23 protein-coding genes are annotated in these 24101 nt (G+C 66.6%); 16 read left to right on the top strand and 7 right to left on the bottom strand.

Annotation, left to right across the window (positions count from 1 at the left end):
* Positions 1-2: 2 nt before the first annotated feature.
* Both mutY and ftsY read right to left on the bottom strand, forming a co-directional pair.
* Complete coding sequence (mutY, locus tag AC5P8J_RS00405) at positions 3-1127, bottom strand: A/G-specific adenine glycosylase (protein WP_019661207.1); 1125 nt, start codon at positions 1125-1127, stop codon at positions 3-5.
* Between the two features lie 94 nt (positions 1128-1221).
* Complete coding sequence (gene ftsY / locus AC5P8J_RS00400) at positions 1222-2502, bottom strand: signal recognition particle-docking protein FtsY (RefSeq protein ID WP_134730650.1); 1281 nt, start codon at positions 2500-2502, stop codon at positions 1222-1224.
* 129 nt (positions 2503-2631) lie between these two features.
* Between ftsY and AC5P8J_RS00395 the strand changes: the two genes are divergently transcribed.
* The gene (locus AC5P8J_RS00395; protein WP_021203986.1) at positions 2632-2931 is read left to right on the top strand and encodes a hypothetical protein; all 300 of its coding nucleotides are present in this window, start codon (positions 2632-2634) and stop codon (positions 2929-2931) included.
* 177 nt (positions 2932-3108) lie between these two features.
* Here AC5P8J_RS00395 and htpG read toward each other — a convergent pair whose 3' ends face one another.
* Positions 3109-5001 carry a molecular chaperone HtpG gene (htpG, locus tag AC5P8J_RS00390; protein ID WP_058980285.1) on the bottom strand — a complete coding sequence of 631 codons (1893 nt, stop codon included), beginning with the start codon at positions 4999-5001 and terminating at the stop codon, positions 3109-3111.
* A gap of 525 nt (positions 5002-5526) precedes the next feature.
* On the opposite strand from htpG, the gene rsmD reads away from it, so the two are divergent.
* The 6 genes from rsmD (at position 5527) to AC5P8J_RS00360 (ending at position 10371) form a co-directional block, all read left to right on the top strand.
* Positions 5527-6135 (top strand): 16S rRNA (guanine(966)-N(2))-methyltransferase RsmD, encoded by a 609-nt coding sequence (rsmD, locus tag AC5P8J_RS00385; RefSeq protein WP_483017247.1) that lies wholly within the window; start codon positions 5527-5529, stop codon positions 6133-6135.
* Positions 6136-6161: 26 nt separating this feature from the next.
* The gene (gene coaD / locus AC5P8J_RS00380; protein WP_005416145.1) at positions 6162-6671 is read left to right on the top strand and encodes a pantetheine-phosphate adenylyltransferase; all 510 of its coding nucleotides are present in this window, start codon (positions 6162-6164) and stop codon (positions 6669-6671) included.
* A 60-nt stretch (positions 6672-6731) separates the two neighbouring features.
* Entirely contained in the window at positions 6732-7223 is a 492-nt protein-coding gene (locus AC5P8J_RS00375; protein WP_010484374.1) for a hypothetical protein, read from the top strand.
* Between the two features lie 132 nt (positions 7224-7355).
* Positions 7356-7637 (top strand): YfhL family 4Fe-4S dicluster ferredoxin, encoded by a 282-nt coding sequence (locus AC5P8J_RS00370; protein WP_010484376.1) that lies wholly within the window; start codon positions 7356-7358, stop codon positions 7635-7637.
* The gene (ggt, locus tag AC5P8J_RS00365; RefSeq protein WP_134730646.1) at positions 7634-9364 is read left to right on the top strand and encodes a gamma-glutamyltransferase; all 1731 of its coding nucleotides are present in this window, start codon (positions 7634-7636) and stop codon (positions 9362-9364) included. The genes AC5P8J_RS00370 and ggt overlap by 4 nt, the downstream gene beginning before the upstream one ends.
* 119 nt (positions 9365-9483) lie before the next feature.
* Positions 9484-10371, top strand: a complete 888-nt coding sequence (locus AC5P8J_RS00360; protein WP_019661213.1) for an MBL fold metallo-hydrolase — start codon at positions 9484-9486, stop codon at positions 10369-10371.
* Positions 10372-10411: 40 nt separating this feature from the next.
* Here the strand turns inward: AC5P8J_RS00360 and AC5P8J_RS00355 are convergent, their stop codons facing one another.
* Together AC5P8J_RS00355 and upp are read right to left on the bottom strand one after the other, a co-directional pair.
* Entirely contained in the window at positions 10412-10705 is a 294-nt protein-coding gene (locus tag AC5P8J_RS00355; RefSeq protein ID WP_019661214.1) for a PsiF family protein, read from the bottom strand.
* Positions 10706-10857: 152 nt separating this feature from the next.
* Positions 10858-11490, bottom strand: a complete 633-nt coding sequence (gene upp / locus AC5P8J_RS00350; protein WP_005409099.1) for a uracil phosphoribosyltransferase — start codon at positions 11488-11490, stop codon at positions 10858-10860.
* Positions 11491-11708: 218 nt separating this feature from the next.
* Between upp and AC5P8J_RS00345 the strand changes: the two genes are divergently transcribed.
* The 4 genes from AC5P8J_RS00345 to AC5P8J_RS00330 are packed head-to-tail and all read left to right on the top strand — an operon-like array spanning position 11709 to position 17326.
* Positions 11709-14222, top strand: a complete 2514-nt coding sequence (locus tag AC5P8J_RS00345; protein WP_425507689.1) for a TonB-dependent receptor — start codon at positions 11709-11711, stop codon at positions 14220-14222.
* A complete protein-coding gene (locus AC5P8J_RS00340) occupies positions 14219-15337 on the top strand; it encodes a phytase (RefSeq protein ID WP_134730642.1) in 1119 nt (372 codons plus the stop codon). The genes AC5P8J_RS00345 and AC5P8J_RS00340 overlap by 4 nt, the downstream gene beginning before the upstream one ends.
* Before the next feature lie 14 nt (positions 15338-15351).
* The gene (locus AC5P8J_RS00335) at positions 15352-16701 is read left to right on the top strand and encodes a purple acid phosphatase family protein (RefSeq protein ID WP_245151424.1); all 1350 of its coding nucleotides are present in this window, start codon (positions 15352-15354) and stop codon (positions 16699-16701) included.
* A gap of 10 nt (positions 16702-16711) precedes the next feature.
* The gene (locus tag AC5P8J_RS00330) at positions 16712-17326 is read left to right on the top strand and encodes an inorganic diphosphatase (protein ID WP_021203979.1); all 615 of its coding nucleotides are present in this window, start codon (positions 16712-16714) and stop codon (positions 17324-17326) included.
* 19 nt (positions 17327-17345) lie between these two features.
* Here AC5P8J_RS00330 and AC5P8J_RS00325 read toward each other — a convergent pair whose 3' ends face one another.
* Positions 17346-17930 carry a hypothetical protein gene (locus AC5P8J_RS00325; RefSeq protein ID WP_134730638.1) on the bottom strand — a complete coding sequence of 195 codons (585 nt, stop codon included), beginning with the start codon at positions 17928-17930 and terminating at the stop codon, positions 17346-17348.
* Between the two features lie 109 nt (positions 17931-18039).
* Here AC5P8J_RS00325 and AC5P8J_RS00320 point away from each other — a divergent pair, with 109 nt between their 5' ends.
* Entirely contained in the window at positions 18040-19455 is a 1416-nt protein-coding gene (locus tag AC5P8J_RS00320) for a cryptochrome/photolyase family protein (protein ID WP_134730636.1), read from the top strand.
* Between the two features lie 140 nt (positions 19456-19595).
* The gene (locus AC5P8J_RS00315; protein ID WP_005416156.1) at positions 19596-20291 is read left to right on the top strand and encodes a YiaD family glycine zipper/OmpA-like lipoprotein; all 696 of its coding nucleotides are present in this window, start codon (positions 19596-19598) and stop codon (positions 20289-20291) included.
* Between the two features lie 222 nt (positions 20292-20513).
* On the opposite strand, the gene AC5P8J_RS00310 is transcribed toward AC5P8J_RS00315, so the two are convergent.
* Positions 20514-21545: a LysR family transcriptional regulator gene (locus AC5P8J_RS00310; protein ID WP_005409107.1), complete on the bottom strand. Its 1032-nt coding sequence runs from the start codon at positions 21543-21545 to the stop codon at positions 20514-20516.
* Between the two features lie 146 nt (positions 21546-21691).
* On the opposite strand from AC5P8J_RS00310, the gene AC5P8J_RS00305 reads away from it, so the two are divergent.
* From AC5P8J_RS00305 to AC5P8J_RS00295, 3 genes are all read left to right on the top strand, one after another.
* On the top strand, positions 21692-21919 hold the full coding sequence (locus tag AC5P8J_RS00305) for a hypothetical protein (protein WP_019661221.1): 228 nt from the start codon (positions 21692-21694) through the stop codon (positions 21917-21919).
* Complete coding sequence (locus tag AC5P8J_RS00300; RefSeq protein ID WP_019661222.1) at positions 21916-22686, top strand: SDR family NAD(P)-dependent oxidoreductase; 771 nt, start codon at positions 21916-21918, stop codon at positions 22684-22686. Before AC5P8J_RS00305 ends, AC5P8J_RS00300 begins: the two co-directional genes overlap by 4 nt.
* Before the next feature lie 91 nt (positions 22687-22777).
* Positions 22778-24004, top strand: a complete 1227-nt coding sequence (locus AC5P8J_RS00295; protein WP_019661223.1) for an efflux RND transporter periplasmic adaptor subunit — start codon at positions 22778-22780, stop codon at positions 24002-24004.
* Positions 24005-24101 lie beyond the last annotated feature (97 nt).

Raw genomic sequence — 24101 nt, 5'->3', positions numbered from 1 at the left:
ACTCACTCGTGGTTGCGGGATTTCTTGGAAGTTCGTTTTGGCGTCCTGATCGTGGCGCCGTCGAGCAGTTTGCGGATCGGCGCTGGCAGGCCCAATGCGGGTAGCTCGTCGTTGGCGACCCAGCGCAGCGTGGGTTCTTCCACGCGCAGGCCGCGCACCTTCCGTGACAATATCTGCAGGTGCAGCCTGTAGTGGCTGAAGGTGTGCTGCAGCACCGGCAGTTCCTCTGCATCTTCCAGCGAGCCGTCGACATGTGCGTCGAACCAATCCTGCAGGTCGCTGCCGGCCTCCGCCTGCGGCAGCGTCCACAGCTGCGCCCAGATGCCGGTGTCCGGCCGCTTCTGCAGCAGCACGCGCTGCTGGGCGTCACGCAGCAGCAGAGCCACGGCTTCGCGCTCCGGCAGGGTCTTGCTGGGCTTGGGCGTGGGCAGTTCAGCGGTGCGGCCTTCGCGGCGTGCCACGCACGTGTCCTGCAGCGGGCAGATGACGCAGGCGGGCTTGGCCCGGCTGCATACGGACGCGCCCAGGTCCATTTGTGCCTGGGTGTAATCGGCCATGCGACCGGCCGGCACCTTCGCCACGTGTGCCTCGGCGATCGCCCATAGCTGCTTTTCGATGACTGGCAGGCCGGGGAAGCCGTCGATGCCGTGATAGCGGCTGAGCACGCGCTTGACGTTGCCGTCAAGGATCGCGAACGGGTCGTTCCAGGCCTGGCTGAGGATCGCGCCAGCGGTGCTGCGGCCAATGCCGGGCAGGGCATGCAATGCATCGAAATCGCGCGGCAGGTCGCCGCCGTGCAGTTCCACGCAGCGCTTTGCAGCGGCATGCAGGTTACGCGCACGGGCGTAGTAGCCAAGCCCTGCCCACTGCGCCATCACCGCGTCATTGCTGGCGGCGGCGAGGTCGGGCAGGGTCGGGAAGTGCTGCAGGAACCGCAGGAAGTACGGGATGACCGTGGTCACCTGGGTCTGCTGCAGCATGATCTCCGACAACCAGACCCTGTAAGGGCTGCGCGGGTGCTGCCAGGGCAGGTCGTGGCGGCCGTGGTCGTCGAACCAGTGCAGCAGGCGAGCGATGAAGTCGTCTTGCTGGGGGTTGTCGGCGCTGGCGTGCGGCTGGCGGGGCATGGGTGTTCCGGGGAAGGCAGCCACCCGTAGGGTGGCTCTACTGCATTGCGGTTGCGGTGCAGTAGAGCCACGCCATGCGTGGCTGCACGGTGTATCAGGCGCCCAGCGCTTCGGGCAGCAGGGCGTCGACGAAGGCTTCCGGGTCGAACACGCGCAGGTCTTCCGGGCGCTCGCCGATGCCGGCAAAGCGGATCGGAATGCCGAACTCGCGGGCCAGTGCGAACACCACGCCGCCCTTGGCAGTGCCGTCCAGCTTGGTCACCACCAGGCCGGTCACGTTCACCGCAGCATTGAACTGGCGCAGCTGCGACAGCGCGTTCTGGCCGGTGGTGCCGTCGATCACCATCAGCACCTCATGCGGCGCGGTGGGGTCGATCTTGCCGAGCACGCGGCGGATCTTGCCCAGCTCGTTCATCAGGCCGGACTGGGTGTGCAGGCGGCCGGCGGTATCGGCGATCAGCACCGAGGTGCCACGGGCCTTGCCGGCCTGCAGCGCGTCGAACGCCACCGACGCGGCATCGGCGTTCTGCCCCTGCGCGACCACGGCCACGCCGTTGCGCTCGCCCCAGGCCTGCAGCTGCGCCACGGCAGCGGCACGGAAGGTATCGCCGGCGGCCAGCATCAGGCTGTGGCCATCATCCTTGAAGCGCTTGGCCAGCTTGCCGATGGTGGTGGTCTTGCCGACACCATTGACGCCGACGGTGAGCACCACGAAGGGCTTGGCGTTGCGGTCGATCACCAGCGGCTTGGCGACCGGTTGCAGGATCGCGATCAGCTCGGCGCGCAGCGCGGCCAGCAGCGCATTGGCATCAGCGAACTCGCGCGACTTCATGCGCTTGCGCAGGCCCTCGACCAGATCGGTAGTGGCACCCACGCCGACGTCGGCAGTGATCAGTGCGGTTTCCAGTTCGTCCAGCAGGTCGTCGTCGAGCTTGGGATTGCGCGAGAACAGGCCACCGAAGCTGCGCGCGATGACGCTGTTGCGCAGGCGCTCGCGCCAGCCGGGCTTGCCGGCCGGGGCTGGCGGGGCATCCACCAGAGCTGGCAGGTCGGCGGCCGGGGCGGTTGGTTCCTCGACCGGAATGACCGGAGCCAGAGGGGCCAGCACGGCGGCCGCAGCCAGCACTTCGGCCTGGACGTCCTCCGGCGCGGTGACCGGCCGCGCAGCCGGTACGGCAGGCCATTCGGCGACGGGCGCCGGTTCCGGTACAGGTGCCGGTGCTGCGGCTTCGACTACCGGGATCGTGGCGGCGTCTTCGGCCGGGGCGGCTGACGGGAACGCCGCCGCCAGCTCTTCAGCCGAGTAGTGCTGGGTCTTGGGTGCCTCCGTGGCGGGGGCATCCTGGGGCTTCTTGCGGCGGAAAAAACTGAGCATTGGCAAAAGGCGCTGAAATCAGGGGGATATGCTACCACTCGGGCCTGTCGGGCTGATGTGGACTCAAGGTCGCGGCCCGCCGGCCGTTAACCGGTCCGAAGGGCCGCGCAGCGCGGCCCGGAGACCGCCATGAACGACGTGATGGGAATCGCTCTCGGCGGGATGCGCGCGGCCCACCAGGGCGTGCAGGTGGCCGCGCACAACGTGGCCAACCTGGCGACTCCTGATGCCCGACGCCTGCAACTGCTGCGCAGTGAGGCGGAGCAGGGCGGGGTGCAGGCCGCGATGACCCCTGCCGACGCCGATGCTGGCGCGCCATTGGGGGACCTGCTGGCGGCGAAAGCCGAGGTGGTGGCCTTCGCCGCCAATGCCACGGTGATACGGCGCCAGGACCAGATGCTGGGTTCGCTGCTGGATCGGGAGGTCTGAGCCGCCCGGCTTTGGTGGGTGTCAACCTGGGTTGACACGCTCGCCCCCCTGAGTAGGTGCCAACCTTGGTTGGCACGCTTTTGGGGCGCCAACCAAGGTTGGCCTCTGCTGCAGTGCCAACCAAGGTTGGCACCAACCAGAGCATCGCCGGGCCATGCCCGGCGACCACCGCCTCGATCAGGCCGACAACTCCAGCAGCAGCTTGTTCAGGCGCGCCACATAGGCGCCGGGGTCCTTCAGGCTGTCACCGGCGGCCAGTGCGGCCTGGTCGAACAGTACCCGGCCGAGATCATCGAAGCGTGCGCCGTCGGCTTCTGCATCCAGCTTGGCGATCAGCGGATGGCCCGGATTGATCTCCAGCACCGGCTTGCTGTCCGGCACCTTCTGCCCGCTGGCTTCGAGGATCTGGCGCATCTGCAGGCCCAGGTCCTGCTCGCCGATGGCCAGCACCGCCGGCGAATCGGTCAGGCGGTGCGAGACGCGCACGTCGGCCACGTCATCGCCCAGTACCGTCTTCAGGCGCTCGACCAGGCCCTGCTTGTCCTTGGCCGCCGCTTCCTGTTCCTGCTTGTCCGCTTCGGTTTCCAGCGCGCCCAGGTCGAGGTCGCCGCGGGCGATGTCGACGAAGCCCTTGCCGTCGAAATCGGTCAGGTAGCCCATCAGCCACTCGTCGATGCGGTCGGTCAGCAGCAGCACTTCCACGCCCTTCTTGCGGAACACTTCCAGGTGCGGACTGTTGCGCACCTGGCTGTAGCTCTCGCCGGTGAGGTAGTAGATCTTGTCCTGGCCTTCGCTCATGCGGCCGAGGTAATCGGCCAGCGACACAGTCTGTGCATCGCCGTCGCCACGAGTGGAGGCGAAGCGCAGCAGCCCGGCCACCTTCTCACGATTGTTGTAGTCCTCGGCCGGGCCTTCCTTCAGCACCTGGCCGAATTCCTTCCAGAACGTGGCGTACTGCTCCGGCTTGTCGGTGGCCAGCTTTTCCAGCATGTCCAGCGAACGCTTGGTCAGCGCGGCCTTCATCGAATCGATGACCGGGCCGGACTGCAGGATCTCGCGCGAGACGTTCAGCGAAAGGTCGTTGGAATCGACCACGCCCTTGATGAAGCGCAGGTACAGCGGCAGGAACTGCTCGGCCTGGTCCATCACGAACACGCGCTGCACATACAGCTTCAGGCCCTTGGGCGCATCACGGTGATACAGGTCGAACGGCGCGCGGCCAGGCACGTACAGCAGCGAGGTGTACTCCAGCTTGCCTTCGACCTTGTTGTGGCTCCACGCCAGCGGATCGCTGTGATCGTGTGCAACGTGCTTGTAGAACTCGGTGTACTCGGCGTCGCTGATCTCGGTGCGCGGACGGGTCCACAGCGCGCTGGCACGGTTGACGGTTTCCCATTCGGCCGCGGCGCCTTCTTCGCCACCTTCCTTCGGCATCTGGATCGGCAGGCCGATATGGTCCGAGTACTTCTTGAGGATGCTGCGCAGGCGCCAGCCATCGGCGAAGCCGTGCTCGCCGTCCTTGAGGTGCAGCACGATGCGGGTACCGCGCTCGGCCTTGTCGACGGTGGCCACTTGGAAATCGCCTTCGCCGCGCGAGGTCCAGCGCACGCCTTCGCCTGCGGCCAGGCCGGCGCGGCGCGAGGTCACTTCCACTTCGTCGGCAACGATGAAGGCGCTGTAGAAGCCGACGCCGAACTGGCCGATCAGCTGCGAATCCTTCTTCTGGTCGCCGGACAGCTGGCGCAGGAAGTCGCCGGTGCCGGACTTGGCAATCGTGCCCAGGTGGGCGATGGCTTCGGCGCGGCTCATGCCAATGCCGTTGTCGTCGATGGTGATGGTGTGGGCGGAGGGATCGAAGCTGACGCGCACGCGCAGTTCGCTGTCGCCTTCCAGCAGTGCCGGCTGGGTCAGGGCCTCGAAGCGCAGCTTGTCGGCGGCGTCGGCGGCGTTGGAGACCAGCTCGCGGAGGAAGATTTCCTTGTTGGAGTACAGCGAGTGGATCATCAGCTGCAGCAGCTGCTTGACTTCGGTCTGGAAGCCAAGGGTTTCGGTCTGGATGGTGTCGGTCATCGATAGGGCTCCATGTGCAATGCCGCGCCAGCGCGTGCGGCCTCGCCAAGGGGTATGGCTGATTGTCCCGAAATCAAGGGGTTGGTCGGCAGGGCTTGCAGCCCTGCACCTGCAGAGGCCGAAGCAACAGCAACAGCGGGCGTTCCGTGGGATGGCGGGGCGGTGTGGGTTGGCAGGACACGCCGTGAACCCGTCCCTGGGGGCTCGATGGCGCCATCCATGGCGCCAACGGTCCTGCCAACCCACACCGCCTCGCCTCTGACGGGTTCACTCGGCTGTTGGTAGGTGTCGACCTTGGTCGACACATCTGTCAGATATCGAAATAAAACTGGCCTGTATGTCGAGCATCGGATCGCGTCTGGGGTAGAGCCCCCTGAGTCAGGGGGCGGCCGCGAAGCGGCGGGGGTATGGAAGCTGGTAAGTGGGGCCCGCGTTTCGCGCAGCGAAGCGTGGGAGCGACAGCGCGCATGCGTTGGCGCGTCCCCGGGCGCCGCCCGGCCGAACTACAATCCCGCTCATGCTGAAATTCTCGAATACCTCCCGCCGGGGGCGCCGGTGAGCGGCCGTGGGGGCAATGACGGCCAGGTCCGCATCATCGGTGGTCGCTGGCGCAACACCCGCCTTCCGGTGCCGACCCTGCCGGGGCTGCGACCCAGCAGCGACCGCGTGCGCGAAACCCTGTTCAACTGGCTGATGCCCAAGCTGGGCGGCGCGCGGGTGCTGGACCTGTTCGCCGGCAGTGGCGCGTTGGGCCTGGAGGCGGTCTCGCGCGGCGCCGCCCACGCCACTCTGGTCGAGCGCGACGCGCAGCTGGGACGCAATCTGACCGCGGCCGTGGCCAAGCTGCAGGCCTCCGGCCAGGTCACCGTCGTGCAGGCCGATGCCCTGCGCTGGCTGCAAGGGGCGCAGGCGCAGCAGGCCGATCTGGTCTTCATCGACCCGCCGTTCGCCGATGGCCTGTGGCAGGACGTACTGGCCCAGCTGCCGCGGCACCTGGCCGCCGATGCCTGGCTGTACCTGGAATCGCCGGCCGGCCACGTGCCGGTGCTGCCGCCGGACTGGCTGCTGCACCGCGAGGGCGGCACCCGCGAGGTGCGCTTTGCCCTGTACCGCCGCGCCACTGCTACACTTTGACCTCATCTGAACATCTGCACCCGCCCATGACCGTGGCCAACCGCCGCATTGCCGTGTATCCCGGCACATTCGATCCGATCACCAACGGTCATATCGACCTGGTCAGCCGGGCCGCGCCGCTGTTCGAAAAAGTCGTGGTCGGCGTGGCGCAGAGCCCGTCCAAGGGCCCGGCGCTGCCGCTGGAGCAGCGCGTGCAGCTCGCACGCGGCGCCCTGGCCCATCACGGCAATGTCGAGGTCATCGGCTTCGATACCCTGCTGGCGCATTTCGTACGTTCGGTGCAGGGCGGGGTGCTGCTGCGCGGCCTGCGCGCGGTGTCCGACTTCGAATACGAATTCCAGATGGCCAGCATGAACCGCCACCTGATCCCCGAGGTCGAGACCCTGTTCCTGACCCCGGCCGAGCAGCACAGCTTCATTTCGTCCTCGCTGGTCCGCGAGATCGCCCGCCTGGGTGGCGACGTGTCCGGCTTCGTGCCGGCCGCGGTGCTCGAAGCCCTGCGCAAGGTCCGCGAAGCGAAGGCGGCACAGTCGTAAGCCCCGCTGTACCCGCACCCCATTACGTACACCACCACGCACCATTCCGGGAGGAAACCCATGAACACCACCATGCGCGCGATGCTGATCGCTTCGTTGGCCCTGGCCTTCACCGCCTGCAAGAAGGAAGAGGCCGCTCCTGTCGACGAGGCCAAGCAGGCCCTGGTCGCGCCGTCCAAGGATGACGATGCAGGCTGGAAGAAGTACCTGCAGGAAGTGGCCATCCAGAACATGGGCAACATCAGCAACAGCCCGTTCCTGTACTACCTCTCGCCGGAATCGGACCCGGACTTCCAGGCCAAGTACGAGCGCCAGACCGAGAGCGCGACCCAGGCCGTGGCCCGTGGCGTGCAGCCGGGCAACATGCTGGCCTTCGGTTCGTCGGCCTCGGGCAAGATGGCTGACATGATCCAGGCTGTGTTCAAGGACGTGGCGCCGGATTCGATGAAGGGCGTGCGCGTCGTCTTCATCGGCCAGTCGGCCGACAACGCCCGCGTGCAGGCGGCGGTCCAGCCGACCGGCGCCGAGTACATTTTCGTCGAAGCCAAGTAATACCGAGCCATGGCGGCCATGCTCCGGCATGGCCCGGGCGGCACCCCGCAAGGGTGCCGCTGATGACCTGACCGGCCCGCGCGCCCGCGCTGGCCGGTCCTTTGTCCCAAGGCGCGGGCGAGGAGTATCGCCATGTCGCTGAAAATCAACGAGCTCTGCGTCAACTGCGACGTCTGCGAGCCGGCCTGCCCGAACCAGGCCATTTCGATGGGTGAAACCATCTACGTGATCGACCCTGCGCGCTGTACCGAATGCGTCGGTCATTTTGACGAGCCACAGTGCGTGGTCGTCTGCCCGGTCGAGTGCATCGACCCGGACCCGGAGATCGTGGAAACGGAAGACCAGCTGCTGGCCAAACTGCGCCAGCTGCAGCACGATCACCCCGAACTCTACGCGGAGCCCCCATCCGAATGAAGACGCTGATCGTTCGCCCCCTGTTGCTGCTCGGCCTGCTGCTGAGCCCGATTGCCTGGGCCGGCAGCCCGGTCCGTGCCGAGCGCCCTGATGGCGCCGCCATTGCCAGCGGCCATGCGCTGGCCACCCAGGCCGGTATCGACATCCTGGCCCAGGGCGGCAACGCCTTCGACGCAGCAGTGGCGGTGTCGTCCACGCTGGCGGTGGTCGAGCCGATCAGTTCCGGTCTGGGCGGTGGCGGCTTCTTCCTGCTGCACGATGCGGCCACCGGAAAGGACGTGATGCTGGACGCGCGCGAGACCGCGCCGGCCGCCGCTACCCCGCAGGCCTTCCTCGACAAGCAGGGCAACCTGGACCGTGACCGCTCGGTCAACGGCGCCTGGTCGGCCGGCATCCCGGGCCTGCCTGCAGCGCTGGTCGAACTGTCGGCCAAGCACGGCAGGCTGCCGTTGTCGGCCTCGCTGCAGCCGGCCATCCGCATCGCGCGCGAAGGCTTCCCGGTGTACGAGCGCATGGCCAAGGGCTATGCCTCGCGCCGTGAAGTGATGGAGCGCTATCCCGGCACGCGCGAGGTCTACCTGCGCAACGGCACGCCGATCGCTACCGGAGACCTGTTCAAGCAGCCGGAACTGGCGCAGACGCTGGAGCGGCTGGCTGCGGGTGGCTTCGATGGCTTCTACAAGGGCCAGACCGGAAAGCTGTTGCTGGCCGGCGTGAAGCAGGCTGGCGGCAACTGGACCGCTGAAGAGCTGGCCGGTTATCGCGTGAAGCAGCGCGAACCGATCGTGTTCAACTACAACGGCTGGAAGATCACCACCGCGCCGCCGCCGTCATCCGGTGGCATCGCGCTGGCCAGCATGCTGCAGATCCTGGAAGGCTGGGACATCAGGAAGATGGACCCGGCGCACCGCACCCACCTGGTGGTGGAATCGATGCGCCGTGCCTACCGCGACCGTACCTTCTTCCTCGGCGATCCGGACTTCGTGCAGATCCCGCAGAAGGTGCTGACCAGCAAGGACTACGCGCAGGGCCTGCGCGCGACCATCCATCCGGAGAAGGCCACGCCCAGCGACCTGCTGTCGGGCAACCCGACGCCACTGGAAGATGACGAGACCACGCACTTCTCGATCATCGACCGTGACGGCAACCGCGTCGGCGCCACCCAGACCGTCAACCTGCTGTACGGCTCGGGCCTGATTCCGAAGGGCACCGGCGTGCTGCTGAACAACGAGATGGACGACTTCGCGCTGAAACCAGGCACGCCCAATGCATTCGGCGTGATGGGCTACGAGGCCAATGCGCCGAAGCCGGGCAAGCGCATGCTCAGCTCGATGACGCCGACCTTCATGGAAAACAGCGACAAGGTGATCGTGCTGGGCACCCCGGGTGGCAGCCGCATCATCACCATGGTGCTGCTGGGCATCCTCGGCTACGACGCCGGCCTGGACGCGCAGCAGGTTGCTGCGCTGCCGCGCTATCACCACCAGTGGCTGCCGGACCTGATCGAAGCTGAGGACGATGCATTCGACGCGGCGACGGTGAAGCAGCTGCAGGCGATGGGCCACAAGATCGACCTGCCGGGCAATGTCGCCGCAGGCGGCCGCGGTTCCAGCCACGTGTGGGGCAACCTGCAGACCGTGGAATGGGACCGCAAGGCGAACCGACTGTTCGGCGGCAGCGACCCGCGCAATCCGGTGGGCAGTGCCCAGGTCGTGCCGGCCCATTGACGTGGGAGTGCCGGCCACTGGCCGGCACCTCGGCGGATATCGAAACCCCGTCTTCGCCGGCGGGGTTTTCCGTTTGCTTTCTAGCGATTATTTAACGGTCCGGCGCCGATAATCGACACATGAAACTCTGGTCTATTCGTGGAAACTCGCAACGCCTTGATGGCGGCGCGATGTTCGGCAACGCGCCGCGCGCGTTGTGGGAAAAATGGGCGGCACCGGACGAGCTCAATCGCATCGAGCTGGCCTGCCGCGCGCTGCTTGCCAGTCCGCTGGAAGGCAAGACCGTGCTGTTTGAAACCGGTATCGGAGCGTTCTTCGATCCGCGCATGCGCGAGCGCTACGGCGTGCAGGAAAGCCAGCACGTGCTGATCGATTCACTGCGCGAAGCAGGTTTCGAGCACGAGGACATCGACGTGGTGGTGCTCAGCCACCTGCATTTCGATCATGCCGGTGGTCTGCTTGCCGCATGGAGCGAAGGGCGCGAGCCCGAGCTGCTGTTCCCCAACGCAACCTATGTGGTCGGTGCGCAGCACTGGCAGCGCGCCGTGCAGCCACACCCGCGCGATCGGGCCAGTTTCATTCCTGAGCTGCCCGGCCTGCTGCAGGCCAGTGGCCGCCTGGAAGTGGTGGAGGGGGAGTACTCGAAGGCACTTGGCCGCAGCGTGCGCTTCAGCTACAGCGACGGGCATACGCCGGGGCTGATGCTGGCCGAGATCGTTGGTCATGCGCATGCCGGTGAAGATGCGCACGGTGGCGTGGTGTTCTGTGCCGACCTGATCCCGGGGCGCTCATGGGTTCACGTGCCGATCACCATGGGCTACGACCGCAACGCCGAGCTGCTGATCGACGAGAAGCGGCAGTTCCTTGAAGACAAGCTGGCGCGCAACGTGCGGCTGTTCTTCACCCACGACCCGCAGGTGGCGCTGGCGCAGCTGGGCCGTGATGACAAGGGACGTTTCGTGACCCTGCACGAACAGGGCGAGCTGAAGGCGCGCGCCCTGGGTTAACGGCAGAGCCGAGCGTGGGCTCGGCTCTACATCACTCTCGTTACGACGCCTTCAGGCAGCTGCTCATGAAGGTCTTGCGCGCATCGCCTGCCAGCTTCTTCGCACCCGCGTCGGCATTGCACTTGCGCATGCGTTCCTGCTGTGGATTGACCGCCTTGGTTTCGGCGGCGTGGCCGCTGAGGCAGGAACTCTGCGCGGTCTTGTAGGCATCACCCTTCAGCCCCTTGTTCTTGGCCGAACATTCGGCCATGCGCTGCTGCTGCGGGGTGGTGGCGTTGGCAGCCAGGGGCAGGCCAACCAGCAGGACGGCGGCCAGCAGGAAAGCGGCTTTCATCGGAATGCTCCAAGCGGTGGCGGGTGCGCGGAGCATTCGCTTCCGACCGGTAAGGCCACGTGAAGAATCACGCGTCGGCCACGCCCGCGTCCACGGGCGTTGGCGGGTCAGAGCCCTCTCCTGCGGAGAGGGATCCGACCCGTTCACCGGGATTACCCGACGCGGGTTCCGAAGATGCGGTCGCCGGCGTCGCCCAGGCCCGGCAGGATGTAGCCCTTGTCGTTGAGCTGGGCATCGATGGCCGCGGTGTAGATCTCCACGTCCGGGTGCACGGCCTTGACTGCTTCGATGCCTTCCGGCGCGGCCACCAGGAAGATGCCCTTGATGCGACGGGCGCCGGCGCGCTTGAGCATGTCGATGGTGGCGATCAGCGTGCCGCCGGTGGCCAGCATCGGGTCGAGGATCAGTGCGTCGCGCTCTTCCAGGCGGCCGGTCAGGCGCTCGAAGTAGGGCACCGGCTGCAGGGTTTCCTCATCGCGCTGCAGGCCCACCACGCTGACACGGGCCGCCGGGATCAGCGACAGCACGCCGCTGAGCATGCCCAGGCCGGCACGCAGGATCGGCACCACGGTGATCTTGGCGCCGGCAATGCGCTGAACCGTCACCGGGCCGGCCCAGCCAGGCAGGGTGTGCGGCTCGGTGTCCAGGTCGGCGGTGGCCTCGTAGGCCAGCAGGGTACCCAGCTCGTTGGCCAGTTCGCGGAAATCCTTGGTGCTGAGCGCGGCATTGCGCATCAGGCCGATCTTGTGCTGCACCAGCGGGTGGCGCACTTCGACGATCTTCATGGTCGGGAAGGGTGAAAGGAGAGAGAGGAGGCCATTTTGCCGGATTGGCGTGTCGAATCCCAAACCGGCCCCGGAGCGGCGTGACCGGAAATGTGCAGGTGCGTGTCATGGCCATGCAACCTTGCGGACATATCGTGCAGACCCATTCTTAACAGGAATGGGGATTCCCAGTGCATATCAAGACTCCGTTGGCCGTTGCCATCACCCTGACCCTGGCAATGGGGGCCGCAGCACCGCTGCAGGCGGCCGGGCAGCAGGCGGTAGCCGCCACCGGCGCCGTGGCCGCCGACGCGGTCGACCTGGACCGCATCGAAGTACGCGCCCAGCTCGAGTCGCAGATCCGCGCAGTCGATCTCAAGCGCAGCAGCGACGCCATCGAGGATGCAGTGTCCTCCGACGCACTGGGCCAGTACCCGGACAAGAACGTAGCCGAGTCGCTGCAGCGCCTGCCGGGCATCAGCGTGACCCGCGACCAGGGCGAGGGCCGCTTCGTGGTCATCCGCGGCCTGGATGCCAATCTCAACAGCGTCAGCGTGGATGGCATCGCCGTCGGCACGCCGGAAGATTCCAGCCGCGCCGCGCCGCTGGACGTTATCCCGTCCGACTCCACCGAACGCCTGCGCGTGGTCAAGTCGCCGACCCCGGACATGCCCGGCGACGCCATCGGTGGCGCAGTGCTGGTGGAATCGGCCTCGGCCTTTGACCGCGACGGTCGCAGCCTGCGTGGCAAGATCGAAGGCAGCCACCAGCAGTTGTCCGGCGAGACCAGCCCCAAGGCCGCCTTCAACTACAGCGAAGTGTTCAACGACACCTTCGGCGTGGCCCTGGGCGTGAACTACCAGAAGCGGAAGTTCGAGTCGGACAACACCGAAGTGGAGTACGACGGCGAGGATGACGCCGCACCTGGCGACGTCACCGCGATCAACCTGCAGCACCGCAAGTACGAGATCGAGCGCAAGCGCATCGGCGCCAACCTCAACCTCGACTGGCGGCCGAACGAAAACAGCAAGTACTACCTGCGCACGCTGTACAGTCAGTTCGATGATGCGGAGACCCGTCAGCGCGTGATCTTCAACTTCGATGACGCGAAGATGGTCAAGACCGGCACCGACCAGTACCGCCTGGACGGCATGCCGAAGGATTCCATCGACAAGCGCATGCGCTATCGCACCAAGAAGGAAAACACCTTCGCGGCGAGCCTGGGCGGCGAGAACAAGTTGACCAATGCCGTGGTCGATTACCGGATCGGCTACACCCGTACCGAAGAGCGGGTAAATGACGAGATGGAGGCGCGCTTCAAGCTCAACGGAAAGGCCTTCAACGGCACGCTGGATCAGCGCAGCCGCCTGCCCAGCTACAGCTTCGACAATCCGCAGTGGCTGGACAATGCCAACTACGCGTTCGATCGTTTCGTGATCTCGCCGAAGCAGGTGAATGACAAGGAACACAGCGCGCAGGTCAACGTGCGCTTCGACGGCGACAGCAGCAGCATCAAGTTCGGCCTGCTGGGCCGCTGGCGCGACCGCGACGTGAATGTGGACGAGCGCGAACTGCGTGTCGGCCCGAAGGTGGCGCTGTCGAGCTGGACCACCACCTCGCCGGAACACCGCCACGGCGATATCGGTGACGGCATGGATTCGCCCGCGATGCGTGCCTATTGGGCGGCCAACGGCGGCCAGTACAGCGCCCGCCCGCAGGACGCCGGTGGCAATGCGATGACGTCGCTGGAAGAGGATTACGTGGCAAGCGAGGACATCTTCGCCAGCTATGCCATGGGTACCTGGGACGTGGGCGCACTGCGCATCATCGGCGGTATTCGCGTGGAAAACACGCAGTTCAAGGCGATCGGCAACCAGGTGGACGTGGCCGCCAACGGCCGCAGCTTCACCGTCACCCCGCGCGTGGCCAACAGCAGCTACACCAACGTGCTGCCGGGCCTGCACCTGCGCTATGACGCGGCTGATGACTGGGTGCTGCGCGCCTCGGCCAACAAGACCGTATCGCGCCCGTCCTTCGGCGACGTCTCGCCGCGCGTGGGTTACAGCCGTGGTGACGAGGAAGTGCGCCTGGGTAACCCGGACCTGGAGCCGTACGAGTCGAAGAACATCGACCTGTCGGTGGAGAAGTACATCGGCAGCAGCGGCATCGTTTCGCTGGGCCTGTTCCATAAATCGATCGACGGTTACATCGTGGAGACCGTGCGCACCAATGATCCGGCCTACGGCGGATACGACGTGACCCAACCGATCAATGGCCGCAAGGCCACCGTGCGTGGTGCCGAATTCAATTGGCAGCAGCAGCTGGCCTTCCTGCCGGAGGGCCTGGATGGCCTGCTGGTCGGCGCCAGTGGCACCTGGCTGGATACCGAGTTCGATGCCGGCATCAAGGACCGTGCGGGCGAGGACTTCACGCTGCCGCGCGCTTCCAAGCATGTCTACAGCGCACACATCGGCTATGAAAAGTATGGTGTAAGCACGCGCCTGGCGGCCGTGTACCGCAGCGAGTATCTGGACAGCATCGGCAAGGGCCGCGCGTTCGACATCTACGTGGCACCCAACACCCAGCTCGATTTCTCGCTTGACTACAAGTTCACCCCGCGCGTGAGCGTGTACTTCGAAGCGCAGAACCTGCTGGACAAGCCATTGGAGCTTTACCAGGGCACCCGTTCGCGCACCCTGCAGATGGAAGAGTACGGCCGCACCTATGCGCTGGGCCTGAAGGTGGCGCTGTGAGGGGGCGTGGCTTCACCGTCCTTGCCGCCGCGCTGGCAGCCGCGCTGGTCGCCGGCTGCACGCCGGCCACCGGCACCGATCCGGTTGCGGGAGTAGCCGCGCCGGCCGCCGGGGGCGAGCGCGTGGTGACCACCATCGCCGAGGCCTTCCTGTCACCGATGACCCCGGCCGACAACATCGACTCGCCTGCAGCCTGGCGCGCGCCGGACGGCGCGCTGTGGCTGATCGCCACCGCCAAGGCCACCGACAAGCTGGTGGTCTACGACGGCAGCACCGGGCAGCACCTGCGTGACGTCGGCAGCAGCGGCACCGCACCGGGGCAGTTCGACCGCCCAAACGGTATCGCGGTGATCGACGACCTGCTGTGGATCGTGGAGCGCGACAATCACCGTGTGCAGGTGCTGAGCCTGCCGGACTTCACGCCGCTGGCGACGTTCGCTGCCGACGACCTGCGCAAGCCGTACGGGCTGTGGGTCGACCGCCGTGCCGATGGCTACAGCGTCTACGTCACCGACTCCTGGGACAACGGCGAGGATGCGCAGGGGCGTGACATCCTGCCGCCGCTGGCCGAGCTGGACAAGCGCGTGCGCCAGTACCACGTGTCCCGCAATGGCGCGAAGGTCGACGCGAAGCTTGTCGCCAGCATCGGTGACACCACCGAGGCCGGTGCGCTGCGCGTGGTCGAGTCGATCTGGGGCGATCCCGAGAACGACCGCCTGCTGATCGCCGAAGAGGACGAGAGCTACGCCAGCGAGTTCAAGGTCTACACCCTGGCGGGCCGCTTCACCGGCACCACCTTCGGCCGCGACGTTTTCAAGGCACAGGCCGAAGGCGTGACCCTGCGCACCTGTGGCAAGGACGGCTGGTGGATCACCACCGAACAGGGCAAGCAGCGCAGCGTGTTCCACCTGTTCGACCGGCACACGCTGAAACCGGTCGGCGCGTTCCAGGGCAATACCGTGGCCAACACCGATGGCATCTGGATGATGCAGCAACCCAGCGCGCGCTTCCCGCATGGTGCGCTGTACGCCGTGCACGACGACCAGGGCGTGGTGGCCTTCGACTGGGAGAGCATCGCCAAGCAGCTGGCGCTACCGCTGGAGTGTGGTGCATGAGCCGGCACTGCGTGATGCCTACGTTGGCACTGGGCCTGCTGCTGGCCCTCCCGTCGCTGTCGTTCGCAGCAGCCGAAGCCAATACCCAGGTGCCGGCGGGCAGCCGCCACTACGCGGCGACGACGGTACCGGACCGCATCGTCGCCTCCCCGTCGGCCGATCCCAGCCATGGGTTCGCCGTGGCCTGGCGTACCGACGGCAGCGTGCAGGCACCGCTGCTGGAGATTGCCCCCGCCGCAGATTCGCCCGCCATCGAGGGCATCCGCCAGGTACGCGCAACGACCCGTTCGCTACAGACCGAGAACGGTCTGTCGCATCATCATCGCGCCGACATCAGCAGCCTGCGGCCGGATACCCTGTACGTCTACCGGGTGCAGGGCAACGGCAGCTGGAGCGCCTGGAACCAGCTGCGTACGCTGGCCGCCGCCGACCAGCCGCTGACCCTGCTGTACTTTGGCGACACCCAGAACAAGAACGTCAGCCATGTCAGCCGAGTGGTGCGCGCCGCGCAGAAGGCCGCACCCGAGGCGCGCATGAGCCTGTTCGCTGGCGATCTGGTCAGTGGAGGTGATGGTGCCGATGACAGCGAGTGGGGTGAGTGGTTTGCCGCCACCGGTTGGCTGGCGCAGGAGACCCTGGTGGCGCCGGCGATCGGCAACCACGAGTATTTCGAGGAGTTCGAGGACACTCCGCAGGAACGCCGCGTGCTGGGCAGGCACTGGCCGCTGACGTTCGCACTGCCGGGAAATGGTGCCACCGCTGCACAGCAGACCAGCTATTGGTTCGACGCGCAGAGCGTGCGCGTGGCCGTGGTCGATGGCACGTCAGCACTCGACCTGGGCACCGCCACGGCACAGGCACAATGGCTGGACAAGGTGCTGACCGGAAATCCCCAGCCGTGGACCATCGTGCTGCTGCACCAGCCGTTCTATTCGCCGCGCGAAGGCCGCGAGAACGCCGCATTGCGTGACGTGCTGCTGCCGGTGGTGCGCCGCCACAATGTTGACCTGGTGTTGCAGGGCCACGATCACACCTACGGCCGCCGTGGCGAAGGGCAGGCCGCAACCCCGCAGTACGTGGTGACCGTGGCCGGGCCCAAGCAGTACCGTCTCTCCGACGAGGCACGAAAGACGATGGATCCGGTGGCCGAGGACACCCAGCTGTTCCAGGTGTTGAACATCGATCCGCAGCGCCTGCGCTATGAGGCGCGTACCGTGACCGGTCGTCTCTACGATGCCTTCGAGTTGCGCCGCGATGCCAAGGGGGGCAAGCAGCGCACGGAGCTGACCGAAGGCCGCATTACGCCACGCGACTGCCCGCGCGCACAGACGGCCAAGGGTCGTACCGACCGCTGCTGGGAATGAGGAGATGCCGATGACCACGCACCGCCGTATCGTTCCTCTCGCTGCCATCGGTGCGGCACTGCTGTTGCTGGCCAGTGCAGTGACCGCTGCCGATACCGTGCTGCACCCGTTCCTGGCCGACCAGCCGAAGCAGGCCCCGGATGAAGTTCACCTGGCGGTGGAGATTCCTGCCGGCAGCTTCACCAAGTACGAGATCAAGGAAGACGGCCTGGTGCATGTGGATCGCTTCCAGTCGATGCCGGTCGCCTATCCGGCCAACTACGGTTCGATGCCGCGCACGCTGGCTGGCGACAACGATCCGCTGGACGCGCTGGTGCTGACCCGTGAACCCCTGCATCCGGGCGTGATCGTGCGCTTCCGGCCGATCGGTTACCTGAAGATGATCGATGGCGGCGAGCACGACGAAAAGATCATCGGCGTACCGACCGACAAGGTCGACCCGACCTACGCCACGATCCGCGATCTGAAGGATCTGCCGGAGGTCGAGCGCCAGCGCATCGAGGCCTTCTTCCGGGTCTACAAGGACCTGCCGGCCGGGCGCAACCCGGTGCAGCTCAACGGTTGGGGCAACGCCGCCGAGGCGCGGGCGCTGATCAGCGAAGCGATGAAGCGCTTCGAAAAGTAGATCCACGCCATGCGTGGATTCAGTCCAGCAACGTCTCGATGAACGATTCGGCCTGCAGGCGGTCGCCCAGTACCCGGGCCACCGCCTGTACTGCTGCCTCCTGGTGTTCAGGGCGGATGCCGCCATCATCATCGTCGTTGTAGAGGTCATCGCCGGCATCGAGGTATACCGTGCCCGCTGCAGCCAGAGCCGCCATCAGGGTCGGCACATCGGCGGTGATCTCGCCGGCATCCAGCAGGCCGGCACCGTGATGGCTGAACAGTACACGGCCATCGTCCAGGTCGAGGATGAACGGATCGGCGCTGCGATCGGCAATCACCAGCCAGTTCGATGGCCAGTCGTTGATCCGTTCGCCGCTGACGCCGTGCCAACGATAGCCGGCCTGCTGGCTCCACAGGCGTTGCAGTGGCGGTATCCAGACATCAAGGCCGGGAACGGTGATGCCGGCGCGGCCAACCCTGGCATTGATCTCTTCGCCCAGCGGCCCCACCTGCGCGTAAAAACGTGCCAGTACGGGGGGCAGAGGGAACGGGCCCTGCCAGTCACGCTCGTGCTGGGCATGCAGCAGCCCGAAGCGGGCGAATGAGGCGTGCAGATCTTCCATGTCAGAGTCCAACGGGTAGCGGCCGTGCAGCCTAGCAGACAGCGTCTGCGCGCATCGCCTTCACCACCGCTGGCTATCATGTGCGCCTTCCACAACGAAGGCAGTGCCTGTGTCGGTAGCGTTGGTATGGTTCCGCCGTGATCTGCGGCTGCAGGACAATCCGGCCCTGCAGGCCGCGCTGGATGCAGGTCACGATGTGGTGCCGGTCTACATCCACGCGCCGCACGAGGAAGGCGAATGGGTGCCCGGTGCGGCCTCCGATGCCTGGCGCCACCGTTCACTGGCCGCGCTGGATGCGGACCTGCGCGCGCGGGGTTCCTCGCTGGTGCTGCGCAGCGGCGATAGCCTGCCGGCCCTGCAGTTGCTGATCGAGCAGGCGGGCGCCGAGGCGGTGTACTGGAACCGCAAGTACGAACCGGCCACCCAGCCCCGCGACGCGGCCATCAAGCGCACGCTGCGCGAGCAGGGCATCGACGCGCAGAGCTGCAATGGCAGCCTGTTGTTCGAACCCTGGGACATTGCCACCCAGCAGGGCCAGCCGTACAAGGTATTTACGCCGTACTGGCGCAATGTACTCAGTCATTGGCGCCTGCCGGCACTGCAGGCTGCACCGGAAGCACTGGCGCCGCACGCGGTCGACAGCCTGGCATTGGATGATCTCCAGCTGGCACCGACGCTGGACTGGGATACCGGCTTCTGGGAGCACTGGCAGCCGGGTGAAGCCGGTGCGCTGGAAGCACTGTCCGTCTTTGAAGACGGTGCCCTGCGCGGGTATCGCGAGCAGCGTGACCTGCCGGACCGTGTCGGGACCTCGCGGCTGTCGCCGCACCTGCATTTCGGCGAAATCGCACCCTGGCGGATTGCCCATGCGCTGGAAGGGGTGCGTAGCGCCGGCACCGACGCCGACATCGACGGCTACCTGCGCCAGCTGGGCTGGCGTGACTTCGCCTACCACCTGCTGCATCACTTCCCGAAGACGCCGACCGACAACCTCAACCCGCGCTTCGACCGTTTCCCGTGGGCCACTCCGAGTGCCACGCAGCTGCACGACTGGCAGCGCGGCAATACCGGCGTGCCGATCGTCGATGCCGGCCTGCGCGAGCTGTGGCACACCGGCTACATGCACAACCGGGTGCGGATGATCGTGGCCAGCTACCTGTGCAAGCACCTGCGCGCGCACTGGCTGCATGGCGCGCGCTGGTTCTGGGACACCCTGGTCGACGCCGACCTGGCCAATAACACCATGGGCTGGCAATGGGTGGCCGGGACTGGCGCCGATGCCGCTCCGTACTTCCGGGTGTTCAACCCCGTGACTCAGGCCGAGAAATTCGATCCTCAGGCACGGTACATCAGCCGCTGGGTGCCCGAACTGGCCGCGCTGCCGGTGAAGGCCCGGTTTGCGCCGTGGCAGCATCCGCTGCTGCTGGCGGCGCATGCCCCGGGCTATCCGCGTGCGCCGCTGGTGGACCTGGCCGCGGGCCGCGACGCCGCATTGGCGGCATACCGCCAGTCGGGGGCGGGGTAAAGGGTGACCCGAGCGATCCGGTCAGTTAGCTGAACGCGGCCCTGTCGGCGCACCGGATCATCATCCCGACGTCGCATCGGGCTGTTTATTCTCTCTGCGCCCGCAAGCCGCCGGCCCGTCCGGAAACCAAGGAGAACCTCATGATCCGCAACACCACCCGCAACGTCGCACTGGCCCTGATGAGTGCGGCCGTCCTGTCGGCCTGCGCCACCGGCGGCTCCTACGTGCAGAGTGACCAGTACGGCAATCCGACCGAGCAGCAGAACCGCACTGGTCGTAACGCGCTGATCGGTACCGCCATCGGCGTGGCTGCCGGCCTGTTGACCGGCGACAGCGCCACCGAGCGCCGTCAGCACGCATTGATCGGTGCCGGTATCGGTGCGCTCAGCGGCGCCGCGGTCGGCCAGTACCAGGATCGCCAGGAACGCGCGCTGCGCGAGCGCACCGCCAACACCGGCATCGATGTGCAGCGCCAGGGCGACAACATCATGCTGAACCTGCCGGACGGCATCACCTTCGACTTCGGCAAGGCCACCCTGAAGCCGCAGTTCTACGGCTCTCTCAACGGCGTCGCCGGTACGCTGCGTGAGTACAACCAGACCATGATCGAAGTGGTCGGCCACACCGACAGCATCGGCAGCGACGCTGTGAACAACCGACTGTCGAAGGAACGCGCCGACTCGGTCGCCCAGTACCTGATCGGCCAGGGCGTGCAGAGCGTACGTATCGAAACGCTGGGCGCCGGCAAGGCGTATCCGATTGCCGACAACAGCACCGACGCCGGCCGTGCCAAGAACCGCCGCGTCGAGATTCGGGTGATTCCGCTCAAGCAGTAACGCGTAGCGTTATTGCTTGAGCCGGTCCGGCCATCGGCCGGAGCGAAAATGCCGCCCTTGCAGGCGGCATTTTTGTGGGTGCCGAGCGTTGCTCGGCACGCCGATGGCGTATGCGGAGTCTAGCCGTGCTCGACTCACCAGAGGCAGTCGAGCGTGGCTCGACTCTACAGAAACCGGCATCGCGCGCCCGGGTAGAGCCACGCCACGCGTGGATACCCCCGGCTACGCCGCCGAAGCGGCCACCTTCTCCAGGATCCGCTTGCCGCTGCTTTCCAGAGCGGCGTCTTCCTTTTCCTTCTGCTGCTGCGCCAGCTTCGCACCCGGGCACTGCGCCAGCATGTAATTGGCGTCGAAGTTGAGCTTCTCGACCAGGAAGTCGACAAACGCACGCACCTTTGGCGAGACCAGGCGGCCGCCGGCGAACACGGCGTTGAAGTCCACTTCCGGGCCGGTCCAGCCGGCCAGCACGCGGCGCACCATGCCCGATTCAACGAACGGCTTGGCCATCACGTCGCCGGTCAGCAGCAGGCCTTCGCCACAGACCAATGCACCATTCAACGCAGACATGTCGTTGGCGGTCATCAGCGGGGTAACCGGGAAGTCGCGCAGTTCCCCACCGTTCTCGCCCAGCTGCCAGGTGAAGCGCGGCGAGTTGCCGGTGTGGTACGGCTTGCGCATCGCAAGGATGCGATGGAACTGCAGTTCTTCCGGATGCAGCGGCTCGCCGTAGCGCTCGATGTAGGCCGGGCTGGCGAACACCTGCGTCCGCAGGCTGCCCAGCTTGCGCGCGACCAGATTGGAATCGGGCAGGGCACCCACGCGCAGCGCCAGGTCCGCTTCACCGGCGATCAGGTCCAGCTTTTCGTTGCCCATGTGCATGTCCAGGCGGATCTCCGGGTACTGCGCATGGAACTGGCCCAGCAGCGGGGCGATCCAGGTGATGCCGATCGAATAGGGCACGGTGAAGCGCAGCCAGCCGCGCGGGCCGGACTGCAGCTGGCTCACCGCGCTTTCGGCCTCTTCAAGCTCGCGTGCGATGCGCTGGCAATGTTCGTGGTAGATCGAACCAGCTTCGGTCAGGCCGAGGCGGCGCGTGGTCCGGTGCAGCAGGCGCGCGCCCAGGCGCGTTTCCAGCTCCTGCACTTTGCGGCTGACCGTGGTCTTGGGCAGGCCGAGCGATTTGGCAGCGGCAATGAAGCTGCCTTGCTCGACCACTTTGACGAAGATCAGCGTCTCGTTGAGATCGTGGGACATGGTCGGGATCCTGGACGTCGGGGATGGGACAATCGTGACAGAACGATTGGACCGGGAGCGGGATGATTATTCCCCTTAATCAGGACTAATCAAGTAAAGGTTTGAGGTCTATCGTGGCGCCATTCGTTAATTGGAGCCCGTCCGCCATGAGCCTGCGCAACATTCTTGCCCGACTCCGGAACGCCGGCCAGAGCACCCTGGACCTGGCGATGACCGTCGAAGCCCGTCCGAGTTCCTTGGTACACAAGGACTTTCGTGAGTTTACCGCGCCCATGCGTCAGCAGCGTGGCGGCGCCATCCGCTTGGCCCCCCACAAGGGTGACCGGCTGCGCCGGATCGGGACTATCCCGGATTTGGGAGGAAATGTCCCGTGAATGGGATACTGACGCCCGAAGTTCTGGTCCTCGGTGGTACCGGTGCCGTGGGCCAGGGCGTGGTCGGCGCCTTGCTGGAAGCCGGCAGTCCGGTGCTGGTGGTCGGTCGCGATCCGGGCCGGCTGGCTGCGCTGCATGAGCAGTTCGCCGATGAGCCGGGCCTGGAGACGCTGCTGGGTTCACTCAGCGATGACGGCTCGGCACGCGCCCTGGCCGAACGCATCGGGCAGCGCCCGCGTCCATTGGCCGCGGTGATCGCGGCCATGGGCGGGCCCTACCGTCGCGGCCGGGTGATCGACCGCAACGGCGAGGAGCTGCTCGGGGCCATGCAGGCCGACCTGATGCCGCATGTGCATGCGGTGCGCCACCTGCTGCCGTTGTTGCAGGACAACGTGCATGCGCGGCGCTATGTGATGATCGGCAGCCCGGCCAGCGCCAAGCCTTGGGCGGGCTACGGCGAGACCTCGATCACTACCGCCGCGCTGCGCATGTACGCGCAGGTGGTGCATCAGGAAGCGCAGGCGCTGGGCGTGCGCGCGCAGATGCTGGAAGTCTGCAGCCCGGTGTGTACCCCGGCCAACGCGGCCAACGCCTGCATCGAGTGGCCCAGCTCGCTGCTGGTCGGCCGCCGCGTGGTCTCGCTGCTCGATGGTTGCCGGGACAACCGCGCCATCGTCCGCTGCGACAGCAGCGATGCCGAACTGCCACGCGGCCTGCTGCACCTGGAAGTTCCCCCTTTGTGGCGCGATACCGCAGGCGTCGCTTGACCTCGACCAAGGTTGAGGTCGCAGTATGCGCCGCCGTTTTTTGCAACACGTTCCCATATTGCTGTACCACCCCTCCGTACGGATGCATGCCATGACTTCCCCCAATACCACCCCACATCGTTTCGGCCATCGCATTGCGATGGTTGGCGTGTCGATCCTCGCCGCGGCCGTGCTGGCGGCCTGCAGCGGCGGCCATGCCGAAGAGGCCGGTGCACCGCCGCCGCCGCAGGTCAGCGCCGCGCCGGTGCTGGTCAAGCAGGTCAGCCAGTGGGACGAGTTCAGCGGCCGCGTCGAAGCGGTACAGAGCGTTGAACTGCGCCCGCGCGTGTCCGGCTACATCGACAAGGTCAACTACGTCGAAGGCCAGGAAGTGAAGAAGGGCGATGTGCTCTTCACCATCGACGCCCGCAGCTACCAGGCCGAGTACGACCGCGCAGCCGCCGAGCTGGCCCGTGCCCGCACCCAGGCCAGCCTGGCCCGCAGCGAGTCAGAGCGTGCCAAGCGGCTGTCCGAGCAGCAGGCGATCTCCACCGAGACCGCCGAGCAGCGTCGCGCGGCTGCCGACCAGGCGGGGGCTGCCGTGCAGGCCGCGCAGGCGGCCCTGGATGCAGCCCGGCTCAACCTGGAATTCACCAAGGTGCGCGCGCCGATTGACGGCCGTGCCGGCCGCGCGATGGTCACCGCCGGCAACCTGGTCACTGCTGGCGACAGCGCCAGCGTGCTGACCACGCTGGTCTCGCTGGACACGGTGTTCGTCTACTTCGATGCCGACGAGAGCACTTTCCTGCGCTACGCCCAGATGGCGCGCAAGGGCGAGCGCCCGAGCGAGCGGGACAGCGAGCTGCCGGTGAAGGTCGGCCTGTCGGGGGAAGAGGGCTATCCGCACTCGGGCAAGGTCGATTTCCTCGACAACCAGGTGGCGCGCAGCACCGGCACCATCCGCGTCCGTGCGCTGCTGGACAACGCCGACCGCCAGTTCACACCGGGCCTGTTCGCCCGCGTGCAGCTGCTTGGCAGCGGCCAGTTCCAGGCCCTGCTGATCGACGACAAGGCCGTGCTGACCGACCAGGACCGCAAGTACGTCTATGTGGTCGACAAGGATGGCAAGGCCCAGCGCCGCGACATCCAGCTCGGCCGTACCGCCGACGGCCTGCGCATTGTCGAGCATGGCCTGGCCGCAGGTGACAAGGTCATCATCGACGGTGTGCAGAAGGTCTTCATGCCGGGCATGCCGGTGCAGGCCAAGGCGGTGGCCATGCAGCCACCGGCCGCAAAGCCCGCACCGGGCCGCGATGCCACCGCTGCGCTGAACCACTGATCCGCCCGCTCCTGATCCGCGTCCCCGCTTAGCTGCCGGCGCCAGCGGCAGCCTTCCCTGCCTTCGTCATATTGGCGAGGGGCGGGGCGGCTGTTGC

The sequence above is a fragment of the Stenotrophomonas sp. YJH_SMC_37 genome, assembly GCF_059370035.1.
This window is presented reverse-complemented; position numbering and strand designations above follow the sequence as displayed.